The sequence below is a fragment of the Chlorogloeopsis fritschii PCC 6912 genome, from assembly GCF_000317285.1.
Taxonomy (GTDB): domain Bacteria; phylum Cyanobacteriota; class Cyanobacteriia; order Cyanobacteriales; family Nostocaceae; genus Chlorogloeopsis; species Chlorogloeopsis fritschii.
The window spans coordinates 40271-56961 of sequence record NZ_AJLN01000049.1; the positions used below are offsets into that span (position 1 = coordinate 40271).

The following is a 16691-nucleotide window of genomic DNA, read 5'->3' on the forward strand; positions in this document are numbered from 1 at the left end:
TTTCTCTGCTAATCCGACGATCTATCTTTTAAACCCGCCCCTACTAACCACTAAACCTATCACTCTTTCCAATCTTTCCCAATCCGAATTGTGAGATCGGATTCCAAATCACCTGTTGCCGACACCTCAATGTTACCTAAGCCCAAAACACCTTGCAGTTTTTCTGCTGCTTTACGGTTACCTTTTTGGGCGATAATCTTAGTCTCGCTGTTCCGAGTCGGTAAATCTGGGACAGTATAAATTTTTGTAAAGCCTTTTTGTTTGAGAGAGTTAATAACTTTTTCAGTTAGCTGGGGTTGATCGGAAGAATTTTGAATAGCAATTTTGAGACTAGTTACGGGTCGCGCATCAGGCTTGAGACCACCGATAATCACTCCAGTATAATTAGTCAATAAGTCAACTCTTCCAGTCAGATCCAGCCAATAGCTATCGGGATCTGCACTTAAGCGACTAAAAATACCTGGCAAAATAGCCATTTGGAAATTATCCCTCTCTAAGTTGAGAGTGAAATTGACTATTGCCATCATTTCTTCAACTTTCAAGTTGGTGTCAAAGTACTTGCCCATAATTCGGACTAGTTGGGGCAATTTGGGTAAAACAGTAGGACTAAAGAGGCGTTCGCGCAAACCCATAATTAAAGCTTGCTGTCGCTGTACTCTCGGTAAATCCCCCATATTGGCGTCGCGGAACCGGATAAACTGTTCTGCTTGTTCACCGTTAAGAGTTTGCCAGCCGCTGACTAAATTAATCGAGAATTTCCCAGCAGAGTCTCTATATTCCATCGGTTTAGGAACGAACACCTCTACTCCACCGAGTTGATCTACCAACTGCCGCAAACCACTAGTAGAAATACGGATATAGCGGTCAATAGGCGCATTGCTCAAGGTGCGACTGACAACCCGCGCTGCTAATACAGGCCCTCCTTGGGCATTAGCTTCGGATACTTTAGTTAATCCCTTGGATTCTGGAATTGCTATCATTGTATCCTTGGGAATTGAAAGTACCCGTATTGTTTTGTCGTCGGGGTTTAGCCTGAGAAGCAGCATGGTATCGCTTTTACCAGCAAAACTTTCTGGTGAGCCGTCAACAGTGCCAGGAACTGGTTCGATACCCATCACTAAAATATTCATCGGGCGGATGAGCTTGTATTGGGAGATATTGCTCCAGATTTCCCCAGGTAAAGGCGTTTTTTCCGCGTCTGGGTTATCCATGCCCAATTCTTCATCTGTTCTATCTATATCACTCCACAACGGAGTCCAAAGCGCCAAGGTTGATACCAACAACCCTGACAAAGTGATCCCAACAACTATTGTTAATAGCCAAAAAAGCCACCGAGGCATAGCCAAACCCAATCTTTGGTAAAGCTGGCTAGGGATAGAACCGACAGACTCAACTAATTTAGGAGACGTTTCTGTTTGCTGTTGCGCATTTACCTGAACAGGTGGCTGCTGCACTCGTTGAGATTTGCTCTTCTTTTGTAATCTTTCTGCTTGTTTAACCACAACTTTCTCCCCACTCAACCACTCCCTGGATGTAATGTTAATGCTAGCTACAAATATTGCTAGTTAAAAACACCACTGTAAACTTGTAATGTTCTTGAATTTTCCATGACAACATGACTAGACCATTGTTCCCTGTAATTCTTGCTGGTGGAAAAGGTGAGCGTTTTTGGCCTTTAAGTCGCCAAAACCGTCCTAAGCAATTTTTAGATTTAGATGGTAGTGGTAGAAGTCTCCTACAAGTAACCGCTGATCGGCTGCTACCACTTGCAGGCGATTGGGAAAACTTGTGGGTAATAACTTCTAGTCAGATAGCTCAAGGAGTCAAAGAACAACTGCCTCAACTCCCACCCGATAACTTACTAATTGAGTTACAAGGACGAGACACCGCCGCTGCTGTTGCTTGGACAAGCTTAGAAATCAAAAAGCGTTACGGAGATGACGCTATTATTGGCTTTTTCCCCGCTGATCACTGGATTGCTAACCAAGAAGCTTTTGCCAACACGTTAAATGCAGCAACTCAACTAGCGGCAAACACAGCAGCTATTGTCACATTGGGGATCAAACCTGCCTTTCCATCAACTGGTTACGGCTATATAGAACAAGGCGAAAAAATTGGTTGCTTTAATGACTTGCCAGCTTATCACGTTAACCGCTTTACTGAAAAGCCTGACCGTCAAACGGCAGAAAAATTTCTCTCTACGGGACGTTTTAGCTGGAATAGCGGGATGTTTATCTTTCGGGCAGGTGTTGTTCTCAAGGAACTGCATACCCACGCTCCGGATATTATTGAACCGTTGGAAAAACATGGTTCTGATATTTATCCCCAGCTCCCTAAGATGAGTATAGACTATGCCCTCATGGAAAAGACAGGTCTAGCATATGTAATTCCGGTGGAATTTGGTTGGGATGATTTAGGTGACTGGAATGCGATCGAGCGTTTGCTGAAAAAAGAAGATACACCAAACGTGGAATTGGGTACTCATGTGGGTTTAGACACACAAGGCGCAATTATTTATAACAACAATCCCAACGATGTGGTTGTTACTATCGGCTTAGAAGATGTGGTAATTGTGCGCGATCGCAATGTAACTTTGATTGTAAAAAAAGACCGCACCCAAGAAATCAAACAAATCCTCAAAACTCTCCAAAGCGATCCCCGATTTACAGAACTGCTATGAAGAGGCTAGGGACTAGGGACTGGGGACTAGGGAAATAATATTTCTTCTACTAGCCCCTAGCCTCTAACCTCTAGCCCCTAACCCTTGACAGAGGCTGAAAAGACAAATTTTCCGATATAAATTGAGTGTTGGATATTTTGTCTCCTAATTATGGAAATTACCTACTTAGAGCCTCTTGCCAAGAAAACAGCAATAAACTCTATTACTACCTATCAACATTATATTTCTCCGCACAAAGGATTTTCTTGCCCTCATCGCCTGTTACACGGTGGGGATTCCTGCTCGCAATACGTTAAAAGAATGCTGAGTGAGCAAAGTTTAGTAGAAGCCGTACAATCATCTTTACAAAGATTTAAGGATTGCGCTCATGCCAGCACAATTCTCACAACCAGAAACTCTGGTGGCGGATGTATTGTCATCCCTTGTTGCATACCTGTTTAATCAATTTGTTTTTTCGCGTTTCCTGCATCTAATGGCAGTTCGTTAAAATTATGTTCCTCACCCAAACTGTTCCCCGTCAACGAGAAATCATCGAAGTTTTATTCCGCAATGGCTGGGATTATATGCGAAGGTTGCTCACTGGCGGCAAACCTGATGAGCCTCAATTGCCCACACCTGCGGTTTTGAAAAATATCTTGGTAGATTTGGGGCCTGTTTATGTTAAGCTTGGCCAGCTAATGTCTACCCGTCCAGACTTACTGAGTGCGTCCTACATCGAGGAACTGTCAACGCTGCAAGACGAAGTACCACCTGTTGCTTGGTCAGAAATCGAAGTTGTCATCCGCAAACAACTAAAACAGCCTTTAGAGGAAACTTTTGCTACCATAAATCCCGTGCCGGTAGCAGCTGGCTCAATTGCTCAGACACACCGAGCTACACTCAAAGATGGACGGGAAGTGGCGCTTAAGGTTCAACGTCCGGGAATTGATATCATTGTTAACCAAGATATTGCTTTAATTCAAGGTATTGCTGATTTAGTGGCACGTACTGAATTTGGGCAAACCTACGAAATCAAATCTATTGCTGAAGAATTTACCAAAGCACTAGAAGCTGAGTTAGATTTTACACGAGAAGCTAGTTATACCGAGCAATTACGACGCAATTTATCTCAAGGTCGTTGGTTTGATCCCAATCAGGTAGTAGTTGCAGAAATTTACTGGGATGTGACTACCCCTAAATTGATGGTGATGGAATGGTTGGATGGTGTACCGCTATTGTCAGCTAATCTTGATGATCACCAAAACGGTAAAAGTCCTGCCGTCGAACGCCAAAGAATTACCACCTTGTTATTCCGTGCTTTTTTCCAGCAGCTTTATATAGACGGCTTCTTTCATGCCGATCCACATCCAGGGAATTTGTTTTATCTCAAAGATGGACGGGTTGCTTTACTTGATTGTGGCATGATGGGACGGCTCGATCCGCGCACGCAACGGATATTGACAGAGATGTTACTGGCAATTGTTGATTTAGATGCCCAACGCTGTGCTCAGTTAACTTTGCAGTTGTCTGACTCTGCTCAACCAGTAATTCTGTCTCGCCTGGAAAATGACTATGACCGGATGCTACGCAAGTATTACAATTTAAGCCTGTCTCAATTGAATTTCAGCCAGATTATTTACGAGCTGCTGCAAGTTGCCCGAAATAATAAAATTCGCTTGCCTAGCAACATGGGCTTGTATGCTAAGACTCTGGCTAATTTAGAGGGAGTAGCGCGGTTATTCAACCCAGAGGTTAACTTCATAGATGAAGTTCAGCCATTGCTTACAGACTTATTCCGACGCCAATTAGTTGGAGAAGCTCCCGTGCGATCGCTCCTGAGAACAGCATTGGATCTTAAAAGTTTGTCTTTACAATCTCCCCGACATATTGAATTGCTTTTAGATAGAGTTACATCAGAAACACTACAGTGGAATTTATCTTTACGCGGATTAGATGGATTGCGCCGTACAGCAGACGATGCCGCCAATCGCCTGTCTTTTAGCATCTTAGTAGGTTCACTGATTATGGGGGCAGCAATTATTTCTAGTAATGCACGTACAGCCCAACTATCTTTTTTAAGCAACGTGTTATTTGCTACTGCTAGTTTATTGGGATTGTGGTTGATTATCAGTATTCTGCGATCGGGTCGTTTACGTTAAAAAATGGTTAATGGTTAGTCAATAGTCATTGGTCATTAGTCATTTGTTAGTGGTTAGTGGTAAATAACTTTTTAACCGAAAGATAATCAACAACAGCCGCTCCTACCAACTACTGTACGGGCGGGTTTAGAAGATAAGTTATCGGTTTGAACCAAAAGTTAATCAACAAAACCCGCACGGCAGTCGCACTCGACGCGCTTAACCCGCAAGGGCGCGCTGCCTCCCCTACTATCTACTAAAAAAATATATGCCGATTATCGAAGCTCAAAATTTGAGCAAAGTTTATCCTGTTGCTGTTAAAGAACCGGGCATAATTGGGACAATTACCCACTTTTTTCGTCGCACCTATCGCGAAATTAAAGCGGTTCAGGATGTTTCCTTTGAAATTGGAGCTGGTGAAGTAGTAGGCTTTTTAGGGCCAAATGGTGCAGGTAAAACTACTACACTCAAAATGCTGACGGGATTGATTCATCCTTCTAGTGGCAAAGTCAGAGTAGCTGGTTATGTTCCCTTCCGTCGTCAAGAAGGTTTTTTGCAAAAGATTACCTTAGTTATGGGGCAAAAACAGCAGTTACTTTGGGACTTGCCAGCAATGGATTCTCTGAGAATTAACGCTGCTGTGTACAATATCTCGGAGCGTGAGTTCCGTCAGCGGGTGGGGGAATTAACTGAGATGCTGTCCTTAGAAGGCAAGCTTTCCCAGCCTGTACGGAAGCTATCTTTGGGTGAACGGATGAAAGCAGAACTTTTGGCAGCACTGTTGCACCATCCCAAAGTGTTGTTTTTAGATGAACCCACTTTAGGATTGGATGTCAATGCCCAAGTAGGAGTGCGTGATTTCTTACGCGAATACAATCAGCGCTATCAGGCAACGGTGTTATTAACTAGTCATTATATGGCTGATATCACAGCTTTATGCGAACGAGTACTGTTAATTCATCGGGGCAATTTGATGTATGACGGTAGTTTGGATGGATTACTAGAAAGGTTTGCACCATATCGAGAAGTTCATGTGGAGTTAGCTCATTCTCTGCCCAAAGAAAAACTCATGCTTTATGGTGATGTGCAAAAGCTAGATGGGCGAATGGTGTGTTTTATGGTGCAGCAAGAAGAATTAACACGTACAGTATCGCGAATTTTAGTTGAGTTAGAGGTAACTGATTTAAAAGTGACTGAACCGCCAGTAGAAGAGGTGATTGGGCGAGTATTTTTAGAGGGAGTGGTTAGTGGTTAAATGAAGCGCATCTTTAGAACAGCTTTGACATTACTTTCTGTTTACTATGCTTACATGGTGGAGTATCGGGCAGAACTAATTTTATGGGTTTTGTCTGGTTCTTTGCCAATTATATTAATGGGAGTTTGGACGCAGGCGGCACAAGGTGGAAATTTTGGTTTAACACCTGTAGATTTTGCCCGTTACTTTCTAGCAGTTTTTCTAGTTAGGCAATTAACAGTTGTTTGGGCAATTTGGGATGTTGAAAAGGAAGTAATAGAAGGCAAGCTTTCTAATCGATTATTACAACCGCTCGATCCAGTCTGGCATCATGTTGCATCTCATCTAGGTGAAAGAGGCGCTCGTATACCTTTTACGTTTCTGTTAATTGGATTATTTTTTATACTGTATCCTCAAGCTTTTTGGATACCGAGTTTAGGAGAAATTTGTTTGTTTCTCTTGGCAGGGGTATTGGCTTTTATCTTACGCTTTGTAATTCAGTATACGTTTGCTCTATTTGCTTTTTGGACAGAAAGAGCTAGCGCCATAGAAAATTTTTGGTTTTTGTTTTATTTGTTTTTGTCTGGGATGATTGCCCCTTTAGATGTTTTCCCTGAACCAGTAAGGACAGTAGTACTTTTCACACCTTTTCCCTATTTAATTGATTTTCCTGCGAGTATTTTGGTGGGGCTACCTGTAGATATGACAAGGGGATTTTTAGCAACATTAGGTTGGATTTTATTATTTTTGATTTTGAATCGCTGGCTATGGCGGCAAGGATTAAAGCAGTATTCGGGAATGGGAGCGTAGAAGAGGACAAGGGGACAGGGGACAAGGGGACAAGAGGTAAATTACAATCCTTCTGTCTCCTGCCTCCTGCCTTCTCAAGCTGCTAGATGTTGCTGAACTTGCAGCACAAGTTCATTTGTCCAGTGGTTGGCGAGTTCAGCTGCTTCTGCTTCTACCATGACTCGGATGACTGGTTCGGTGCCAGAAGCGCGAACTAATATCCTGCCTGCGTTGCCCATTTCCACCTCAGCACGAGCGATCGCTTCTTGTAGAGGTTGGCATTCTTTCCATCCTAAACGCTTGCTACGGTCTTCTACACGCACGTTCCGCAATAGCTGAGGATATGTTTGAAAGCTTCGATCCACCATTTCTGAAAGGGGAACATTAGCTTGCTGTACTAAAGTTGCTAAATGCAAAGCTGTAAGCAAACCATCTCCAGTAATACCATAATGCCGACACAGAATATGACCGGATTGTTCTCCACCCAGCATTCCTCCTCTGGAGTGCATTTCTGCTTGGACGTATTGATCGCCTACTGCTGTACGAATTAGTCTACCACCAATTTTTTCCCAGGCTCTTTCAAAGCCTAAGTTAGCCATGACTGTGGAAACAATGAGATTGTCTGGTAGTTCTTGTTTTTGTTGTAGGTAACGTCCCCATAAGTAAAGGATATAATCACCATTTACTTGCCGTCCGCTATGATCTACTGCCAAAACGCGATCAGCATCGCCATCAAAGGCAAAACCTAAGTGAGCATTGTGTTCGCTAACTGCCGCTTGCACAATATCTAAGTGAGTAGAACCACAATTAACATTAATGCGATCGCCATCTGCTTGGTTATGCAAGCAAATAACTTCTGCGCCTAGTGACTCGAATACCGATGGTGCTAACCCAACAGCTGCCCCCCACGCCAAATCTAAGACAATCTTCATACCTTGAAGATTGACAGCGTGTAAAGGATGTTTTAAAGCTTCAGCATAACGTTCTACTAGCTCTGGACGCGAGTAATGCCTGCCACAATTGCGCAAGCTAATATTAGGCGATGCTGTACCCCGCAAACCGGCTTCAATTTCTGCCTGTAATACTTGCGATAACTTCAAACCATCAGCACCAAAAATCTTAATGCCGTTGTCTTCCGGTGGATTGTGGCTAGCAGAAATCATCACTCCACCGATCGCATCACTAATACTGGTAAGATAAGCAACGCAAGGAGTCGGGCATAAGCCCAAATACCAAACTTCCAAACCTGCTGCTGTTAAGCCTGCACTTAAGGCCATTGCCAGCATATCACTAGAATTTCTAGAATCCTGTCCGACAATAACTGGGCCGATTTGGGAAGCATTAGCTTGCAATACAACCCCCGCCCAAAAACCAACTTGCAATGCTAGAGGTGCACTTAGTAATTCTCCAACTCGTCCGCGAATACCGTCTGTGCCAAACAAGGGAGTTGTTGGTAATGAAATATTATTTAGTGCTAAATTGCTTGCGATCGCTTGGTGTAATCCGTCTGGTTCAGAAGCAGAATTTCCACCAAAGCCTTGAGGCCGAATTATAGATGAGACCATACGTTAAAACACTCCACACAGACACACAGGAGAATAACACTTTAAAACTTATTCAACAATTCTCTATGGGTAGGTTTTATCACGCACCATAGTCCTATTAGTTTTTCTTTGCCTAAAATTGATTAAAGTAAAGCTTTTTTAAGGAATAGTGCTCTTAAAAGGGACTGGGGACAGTCTTTGGGATGTTGATATCTTGCAATTTGATTGAGAGAGCCAGAGGCTCTAGTGGTTCTTGTTACCAGATTGAACCTAGTAACGACGGTTTGTGGGCTGCCGCCTCCAGGCATATCCTCTCCTTGTCCCCTTTACCCAATACCCAGTACCCAATTCCCGATGTAAATAAAATTTAGCCCGTCATAACAAAACTTTAAGTTATGGAAATATGGCTCTGTATCAGTGATAGAGTTACGTTTGCAAACTCTCCAAAACTTAGTAGCTTAAAAATATTTAATAAAATTTCTCATCAAATAGCTCTACTGTAACGTTTTAGTGGCTTTTGTAGCCGTTAGTAAATCAATACTCCGGCAGTTGACTTTTTAAAGTTGAGAAATTTAGCATGAGCAGCAATTTAGCAACCAAATTGCGTGTCGGCACTAAAAAAGCCCACACGATGGCAGAAAACGTTGGTTTTGTCAAGTGCTTTTTAAAAGGAGTAGTAGAGAAAAACTCCTACCGCAAGCTCGTTGCCAACCTTTACTTTGTGTATTCCGTCATGGAAGAGGAGATGGAAAAGCACAAAAATCATCCTCTAGTTTCTAAAATTAATTTTCGAGAACTATACAGACAGCGCAGTTTAGAAAAAGACCTTAGCTATTACTACGGTGGCAACTGGCGGGAACAAATTCAACTATCGCCCGCCGGAGAAGCATACGTACAACGCATTCGGGAAGTTTCTGAAAAAGAACCAGAATTATTGATTGCTCATTCTTACACCCGCTATCTTGGCGACTTGTCTGGCGGGCAAATTCTCAAAGGCATTGCCCAAACTGCAATGAACCTAAGTGGTGATGGAACCGCCTTCTATGAATTTGAAGACATTTCTGACGAAAAAGCATTCAAAAACAAATATCGTCAGGCTTTAGATGAACTGCCCATTGATGATGCTACAAGCGATCGCATTGTCGATGAAGCTAACGCCGCCTTTGGCATGAACATGAAAATGTTCCAGGAATTAGAAGGCAACTTGATTAAGGCGATCGGACAAATGTTGTTCAACACCCTGACTCGCCGTCGTACACGTGGCAGCACAGAATTGGCTACTGCCGAGTAAACCAAAAAATAATATCAGCCAATATTTTCTAAATTGTAGGGGCAGCGCCCCTGGGATTGTCCTCCTCAAACAGGGCTTTCTTAGGGATGTTGCCCCTACAGTCTTAGTTTTGTTTAAGTTTTGACAAGAGGTTTATGGCTATAGAGGAATTACAATGATTCACTCATATGAGGAGGAGCGCTTTTACCCAACCTCTACGAGTCAACTTTACTTTGTGCGTAAGTGCTGATTCCCAATCTACTCACTATGGGGCAAAATGCAAAAAGGCTCAATTCATGGCTTTTGTGCAAAATTTTAATTAAACAATGGTTGCAAAAATTCCTGTCACCGTTATTACCGGGTTTTTAGGTAGTGGTAAAACTACTCTAATTCGCCACCTACTACAAAATAATCAAGGACGTCGTATAGCTGTTTTAGTTAACGAATTTGGCGAACTTGGCATAGATGGAGAATTGTTGAAATCGTGTCAAATTTGCCCAGAAGATGGTGATGGTATAGATAACATATTTGAATTAACCAATGGCTGCTTGTGCTGTACTGTACAGGAGGAATTTTTACCTACGATGCAACAGTTACTCAAGCGGCGAGATAGTATTGACTGCATTTTAATTGAAACCTCTGGTTTAGCCTTGCCAAAACCACTAGTAACGGCTTTTCGCTGGCCAGAAATTCGTTCTGGTGCTACGGTTGATGCTGTAATTACAGTGGTAGATTGTGCAGCAGTAGCAGCAGGAACATTTGCCGACGATCCAGAGGCGGTAGAGGCACAAAGGCAAGCAGATGATAGTTTAGAGCATGAAACACCTTTACAAGAACTGTTTGAAGATCAACTTGCCTGTGCAGATTTAGTAATTTTAAATAAAACTGACTTGGTGGATGGAGAAACAAAAGCAAAAGTTGAGGAGTTAGTTAAACAAGAGTTACCCAGAGTTGTAAAGATTGTAGAGAGTTGTGAAGGTCAACTCGATCCATCCATATTGTTAGGATTCCAAGCCGCAGTTGAAGACAATTTAGATACTCGTCCCAGTCATCATGATACTGAAGAGGAGCACGAGCACGATGACGAAATTGTATCAACTCATCTAATTTTAAATCGGGACTTTGATCCCCAAAAGCTGCAACAAAAGTTACAAACACTTGTAAAACAACAAGAAATTTACCGAATTAAAGGCTTTGTTGCTGTACCTAATAAACCCATGCGTTTAGTGATGCAAGGGGTGGGAAGTCGCTTTGAACAATTTTACGATCGCCCTTGGCAACCCCAGGAGATAAGGCAAACCCGTTTAGTTTTTATTGGCAGAGAACTAAATTCGTCTGAGATTGAATCGCAGCTTGTGGCATTATAAGCTATTTAGTCATTGGTCATTTATTTAGTGGTTAGTGGTTAGTAGGGGAGGCAGCGCGCCCTTGGAGGTTAAGAGGAGCTAACGGAAACGTCTCCGGCTCCACGCCACATGCTTTATGCCGGGAAACCCGTCCACCGCAGTGGCTCCTCCGTTGTAGCGACTGCCGTGCGGGTTTTGTTGATAATCTTGCCGTTCAAACTGATCATTTATCTTCTAAACCCCCCCGTACAGTGGTTAGTGGTTGGTAGTTCTCTCCCCAACTTCCCCAGCTTCAAGGGCTTCCCCATCTCCCACTCTCCCCCTCTCCTTGTCCCCTTGTCCCTTTGTCTCCCCCTCTCCCCATCTCCTATGAACATCACTCAACTGTTCAACATTGCCAATGTTTACGTTTTACCGTTTTGGGCGTTGATGATTTTCCTGCCTAAATGGAAAGTTACTCAGCGGGTAATGGAATCCTATATTCCTTTTGTGCTTTTAGCTGCTGCATATCTGTATTTATTCATTAGCAGTGTTACCCCAGAAAATGCTCAAGCTCTATCAAATCCGCAATTAGCAGATATTGCTAGATTTTTTGCCGATGAGAAAGCTGCTGCTACAGGTTGGATTCATTTTTTGGTGATGGATTTGTTTGTTGGGCGCTACATTTATTTGCAAGGACAAAAAACAGGAGTTTGGACAATCCACTCCTTGGCACTATGTTTATTTGCTGGCCCTTTAGGATTACTCTCTCACATCTTTACTTACTGGATTGCTAAGAAATTGTTTCTGAGTTCTGGAAGTGAAACAGAGGAGGTTGCACCAAAAATAGTGTCATCTACATCAGATGCAAGTTAACCTTGAGTGTCAGCGCTCTCAAAATCAACCTTAGGTCGCTAATCCCACAGAATAACTATTTCAATTTCTCGATTTACATACTATGCATCAACCAACCAAAGAAGAGTTATTGCAGGCAATGAAACTTATGGTTGGCTCAAGAAATTGGGCAGGATATTTACACTTTAGAAGGTTGTTAAAGTTACACTATCCTATCGGTTTCAACGGTGAGTTGAGGCAAATGTTTTGCTCGCTATCCGATGAGGATAAACTCGCGTATCGTAACTATTTTAACGATCCACCAGAGTCGATGGACAAGCAGCAAAAAAAATTGAAAAAGAAAGCCAAGGCAGCAGAACTACAAGAGAGACAGGCAGGTATCTATCGACCCAAATTAATTACTTCACCTAAAAATCACTCAAATTAATCAATTTTATTGATATTCTCCGCATAAATCATCGCTGTTTGTGCTAGGAGTGTGTTAAAGTTTGTTTTTCTACTTAATCTTGTAATTCAAAGATATTAACTTAGCTTTTTTTAATTAAGTAGAACATCAAACTAAACGTAAAATATGCTCTGTAAAATCCCCGATTTCTTAGATAAGTCGGGGATTTGTGTTTTTTGTGTTTTTAGTTTATTTAAAATTTAACAATAATAAATGTGTCATGAGGTAATTATTTGCAAATATTTGTTTATTTCCTCACAACTTCCTCAAATTTTATTCTTAATCTCAAAAAAGAAGTAAATTTGATTAAATGTTAGACTGATAAAGTTTGCAGTCACAACATAGTAATCACATATCAATTCCTAGAAATTATCAGGAGGGCAGATTTATGCCATCCATTAATTTATTGGCTATTTTCAATCCCTCGAATTATTGGCGAGGGGGTTATGTGTCTTTACCCTGGCGAGCGATCGCCCAAGAATTTCAAATTTCACCAGAAGAGCTAGTATTAAGTGACTTGCGCGATCTTTCCCAGACACCCCTCAAAGCTCAAGTCGATCACATCGATCCCGAAGATCCCAGCCGCGATGTTCTGATTTTCTCTCTATCAAAGCCAATACCACCCGGTTCAGAAGACGAAACCCTTGCCTCAGCCTTCGTTAGATTAGATCGAGGTGAGCCTATGCCTCCAGAACTAGGTGAACCTTCAACAGAAGTCATCTACGGTTCTACAGGAGAAGCACGTGGAGTCAGGCTAGTAAATAACCGCCTAATTGTTTGGTTTAATTTAATACCCGCACCAGAGGACAATGAGCGAAACTGGTTTAGTGGTTCAGCAACAAGCATACAGCTTGACCATCAGGAACTTCTCGATCCATTTCCAGCGGCAAGAGGTGAATGGTTAGGACAAGATCCAGAAAAGCGTTGTATGCAGGTAGCTGAAATCCTGTTACCAGGGCCTCCCCATCCTAAATCACCTTACTATGAGGTTTGCCTATTTAATCATTCTTATCGACTCATATCCCAATCCAGTGGTTCTGTACGAGCTAGCATTACTATTGCCTCCGAACCCTTTGATTATATTGGTGCAGATCCTGTTACAGGCAAGAACCGTCATCTGGTATGCGAACTTTACCGAACAATCAGCCTTTATGCCGAGGCAGACTATTTGATAGAAGAACTATTTATCAAAGGCAAGCCAAAGAGCGAAGAAGACAAGATTGCAGATGAGTCAGAAATAGTCAATCTTAGTTTTGCTGTTCGGTACTTTGCTCATATGAACATGGGTTCTACAGAAGATGTTGAACCCGTATTCCCCGTGCCTGATTGGTTTGCTGTTGTTTCCACCGCACCCCCCTATCCGGCTTATGGTTTGGCAACAAACGTACACATAGACTCGGTAACACACCCATACGAGGGAAATAAAAGTCATTTCTGCTGGCAGTTATTACCAGGCAAATATGTCAAATGTTTACACCTATTCATGCGCGGTCAACGGTTGGGATTTGATGCACGGGTAGGTCATGTTTGGTATGAACTGATCTACAAGCCTCTGAAGGCAGAGATTTATCAAGAAACCAACTTTGCTAAAGCAGTCACAAAACCTAGCTTTGCTAGTGCGTTAAGGTAGTTATAAATGGATGCAAAAACGACTGAAATCAAACAAATTGCCACGCAGTTACTAGCTGGAATGCTTGCCAATCCTCATATTTACGCCCAGACTTCTGATGATATGGGTAAAGGAGTGCAAGAGCAAGATTTGATTGTGCTGGCAATTGAAATGGCTGAACAATTGATTGAAAAGGTTGAAAACAGAAGTATTTGATCGGAGGTTGTTTCGGTAATTAAAAATTAAAAATTAAAAACGTCAAAGTATTTTCAAGTAACATTTACACTGCAACTGAAGTGCAAATCTAAAACAACTAAATTTTCGAGAATCACCAAACTCTATTAAGCACCTTTTGTCAAGGAGAAAAAATGTCAGATTTCCACGATTGTCTCAAACATCAATATGCTTATGTTGCTGTAGGAGAATTTAAACCAGGTAAATTTGAAGAAGCCAAACAACTTTTTGAACAAGCGGTTTCAATGTATACCACAGGTTTCCAAAAAGCATACTTGCTCCAAGAACCGGGTACTGATAAAGGTATTGCTGTAATTTTTTGGGAAAATATGGGTGATATGGAAGCAAATAACAGCGAAGCTTATCAAAAAATTTTAAACAAGATGAGTCCTTTATTTGCTAAAGCTCCCATTACTTCTTTCAATGAACTTGTCTGTGAAATTCACCCAGGAAATGTTCAACGGATCTCTGCCTAAGAACGAATAATTTAGTTTTATTAGTCTCTTGAGCGATCGCCCTAGTTGTTCAATCTTCACTACAACAGGCGATCGCTCTTTCTTAGTACCAAAATTAAAAAATTAAATCTGTCACTGGTTAGCAAAATTGTTGATTAGAAATTTTCACAGCTATATATAATTTTATGTTATGAATATTCTTCAGTATCTAAGGCATCTGCTAAGTCTAAAGGCTCTTCCACATCAGATGTATCTTCCAAAAACAGAGACAACTGCTCTGATTGTGGTTCTAAAACAATTTCCTCTCTCTTGGATACATAATCAACCAGCTTAACCCAGTCAATTTGGTAATTTTTCATAAAGTAACGAGTGAATTCCGCTGTCATCTCATTGACTTTTGCAGCATATGTAGCTTTGAATTGCTCGTCTTTCTTTTTCGCCTCCTCATCAATTGGCACAATTATTTCTTGATACAGATTTTCATCTCCTGAAATAAAGCTCCAGAAAGCCTGACCAGCATATTTGTAGTAAATCTTATCTGGTTCTTTATCATCCTTCAAAGGTTTCTGGTCTTTACCATACATACAACCATTGACAGCAATAATGTCACCTGTAACTCCTCGCTCACGTAAAATTTCTTTTGCTTTCTTAAAATTATCCTTCATCTTGTTAATCTGGTCAGAGTTACCCCAGTTAGTTCCAGATTTAATGCCTACAATGTAATATACGTTATCACGTTCAAATTCTAAGTCTATGCTTTTCAATTTAGACTTAAAGCCATTATATAAACTTGAAGATATATGTATAGCAAAACCCTCTAGCAAATTTCCAAAAATGGTTTCTTCTTGAGAGGATAGATAGGCATCAACTATACTTTTTACGAAATCTCCAGCAAGCTCAATATTCTTAGCTTTGAACAAATAAGGGTTTTTACGTCTAAGAACATCTTTAAGCTTAAGCTCTCTTAAACTCTTAAATCTCTCATCATAAAAAGGAGTAAGAACATTCCTAACAAGATAATCATAATAAAGCTGATAATTTGAGTTTGTCATATTGGCATTATTCTGGCTAGGTGTTTCATCCTCTAGAACTGGCTCTAAAAGTTGCACATTAGTCTTTGTCCGCTCAATATTAAAAGCTGCTAACCTAGCGTATTCTTCTTTAATTTCAATACCAATATAATTTCTACCTAATTCCTTTGCTGCCATACCTGATGTGCCAGAACCAAAAAAAGGGTCAAGTACTATATCTCCAGGTTCAGTAAACAATTTAATAAACCAAGAAGGGAGAGATTTAGGAAAAGCTGCACTATGATTTTTGTTACCACACTCGGTTGCTAAATGCAGAACATTAGTTGGATAAGCCATCTTACGGTCTAACCAATTTGATATGTTCTTACCAAAACCACTTTCAACTTTGGAATTATCACGTATTCTATCTGTATCACTTAAGTTCCTAAGACGAGACTTAGCCCAATCACCCATAGGAACCATAACTCTCTCTTGATACATTTTGAATTTTTTCTGCTTGTTAAACTGTATACAACGTTCCCAAGCATCACGAAAACGATTAGACCATTTTCCAGGGTAACAATTTTTTTTATGCCAAATATATTCCTCAGTCCATAACCAACCTTGTTTTTGCATCTCTAAAATCAAATGCAAAACATACGGATGTCTTTCTCCGTTAACAACTTTTTCTTTAATATTGAGAATAAAAGAACCATCTTCTTTAAGAACTCTTCTGAGTTCGCAAGCAATCGGAACAAACCAATTAACATACTCATCTGGACTAATTCCACCATATGTTTTTTTACGACTATCTGCATATGGAGGTGAAGTAATAACTAAATTAATAGTCTCAGAGGGTATTCTCCTTAGTACATCTAAACAGTCACCAATAATTATTTTATTATTCCAATTTTGTGGGGTATCTGTGTCTAGTAAACCCACATCCTGAACAACTATTTCATTTATTTCAGTAAGTACACTACTATTCAACTTTGCTTCTACCATCTATCAAGACTTTCCTATGCCAATTAGTAGTATAACTTCAAGCATATAAGTAATAATTCTATATTTTAGTACTTGCAAAAGCTGAGAATCAGTAAACAAGCTATATCTATCAATATTTA

At 41.0% G+C, this 16691-nt stretch carries 15 protein-coding genes; 12 read left to right on the forward strand and 3 right to left on the reverse strand.

Features of this window, described 5'->3' with window-relative positions; translation table 11 throughout:
• Positions 1 to 59 precede the first annotated feature (59 nt).
• The gene (locus UYC_RS0106390) at positions 60 to 1454 is read right to left on the reverse strand and encodes an LCP family protein (protein ID WP_392408682.1); all 1395 of its coding nucleotides are present in this window, start codon (positions 1452 to 1454) and stop codon (positions 60 to 62) included.
• A 161-nt stretch (positions 1455 to 1615) separates the two neighbouring features.
• On the opposite strand from UYC_RS0106390, the gene UYC_RS0106395 reads away from it, so the two are divergent.
• From UYC_RS0106395 to UYC_RS0106410, 5 genes are all read left to right on the forward strand, one after another.
• Positions 1616 to 2680: a mannose-1-phosphate guanylyltransferase gene (locus UYC_RS0106395; protein ID WP_016873989.1), complete on the forward strand. Its 1065-nt coding sequence runs from the start codon at positions 1616 to 1618 to the stop codon at positions 2678 to 2680.
• A 150-nt stretch (positions 2681 to 2830) separates the two neighbouring features.
• Entirely contained in the window at positions 2831 to 3121 is a 291-nt protein-coding gene (gene yidD / locus UYC_RS36415; RefSeq protein WP_071588431.1) for a membrane protein insertion efficiency factor YidD, read from the forward strand.
• A 50-nt stretch (positions 3122 to 3171) separates the two neighbouring features.
• Complete coding sequence (locus UYC_RS0106400; RefSeq protein ID WP_016873988.1) at positions 3172 to 4818, forward strand: ABC1 kinase family protein; 1647 nt, start codon at positions 3172 to 3174, stop codon at positions 4816 to 4818.
• Between the two features lie 247 nt (positions 4819 to 5065).
• Positions 5066 to 6052 (forward strand): ABC transporter ATP-binding protein, encoded by a 987-nt coding sequence (locus UYC_RS0106405; RefSeq protein WP_016873987.1) that lies wholly within the window; start codon positions 5066 to 5068, stop codon positions 6050 to 6052.
• Entirely contained in the window at positions 6053 to 6841 is a 789-nt protein-coding gene (locus UYC_RS0106410) for an ABC transporter permease (protein ID WP_016873986.1), read from the forward strand.
• Between the two features lie 74 nt (positions 6842 to 6915).
• Here UYC_RS0106410 and glmM read toward each other — a convergent pair whose 3' ends face one another.
• On the reverse strand, positions 6916 to 8385 hold the full coding sequence (gene glmM, locus UYC_RS0106415; RefSeq protein ID WP_016873985.1) for a phosphoglucosamine mutase: 1470 nt from the start codon (positions 8383 to 8385) through the stop codon (positions 6916 to 6918).
• A 556-nt stretch (positions 8386 to 8941) separates the two neighbouring features.
• Here glmM and UYC_RS0106420 point away from each other — a divergent pair.
• From UYC_RS0106420 to UYC_RS0106455, 7 genes are all read left to right on the forward strand, one after another.
• Positions 8942 to 9655 (forward strand): biliverdin-producing heme oxygenase, encoded by a 714-nt coding sequence (locus UYC_RS0106420; RefSeq protein WP_016873984.1) that lies wholly within the window; start codon positions 8942 to 8944, stop codon positions 9653 to 9655.
• 305 nt (positions 9656 to 9960) lie between these two features.
• Positions 9961 to 11001, forward strand: a complete 1041-nt coding sequence (gene cobW, locus UYC_RS0106425) for a cobalamin biosynthesis protein CobW (protein WP_016873983.1) — start codon at positions 9961 to 9963, stop codon at positions 10999 to 11001.
• Between the two features lie 348 nt (positions 11002 to 11349).
• On the forward strand, positions 11350 to 11835 hold the full coding sequence (locus tag UYC_RS0106435; RefSeq protein WP_016873981.1) for an ABA4-like family protein: 486 nt from the start codon (positions 11350 to 11352) through the stop codon (positions 11833 to 11835).
• Between the two features lie 82 nt (positions 11836 to 11917).
• Entirely contained in the window at positions 11918 to 12241 is a 324-nt protein-coding gene (locus UYC_RS0106440) for a hypothetical protein (RefSeq protein WP_016873980.1), read from the forward strand.
• A gap of 406 nt (positions 12242 to 12647) precedes the next feature.
• Positions 12648 to 13889, forward strand: coding sequence for a hypothetical protein (locus tag UYC_RS0106445; protein ID WP_016873979.1), 1242 nt, complete (start codon positions 12648 to 12650; stop codon positions 13887 to 13889).
• Positions 13890 to 13895: 6 nt separating this feature from the next.
• Positions 13896 to 14084, forward strand: coding sequence for a hypothetical protein (locus tag UYC_RS0106450; RefSeq protein ID WP_016873978.1), 189 nt, complete (start codon positions 13896 to 13898; stop codon positions 14082 to 14084).
• 152 nt (positions 14085 to 14236) lie between these two features.
• Positions 14237 to 14578, forward strand: a complete 342-nt coding sequence (locus UYC_RS0106455) for a hypothetical protein (RefSeq protein WP_016873977.1) — start codon at positions 14237 to 14239, stop codon at positions 14576 to 14578.
• A gap of 167 nt (positions 14579 to 14745) precedes the next feature.
• Here UYC_RS0106455 and UYC_RS0106460 read toward each other — a convergent pair whose 3' ends face one another.
• Positions 14746 to 16572, reverse strand: coding sequence for a PmeII family type II restriction endonuclease (locus UYC_RS0106460; RefSeq protein WP_016873976.1), 1827 nt, complete (start codon positions 16570 to 16572; stop codon positions 14746 to 14748).
• Between the last annotated feature and the right edge of the window lie 119 nt (positions 16573 to 16691).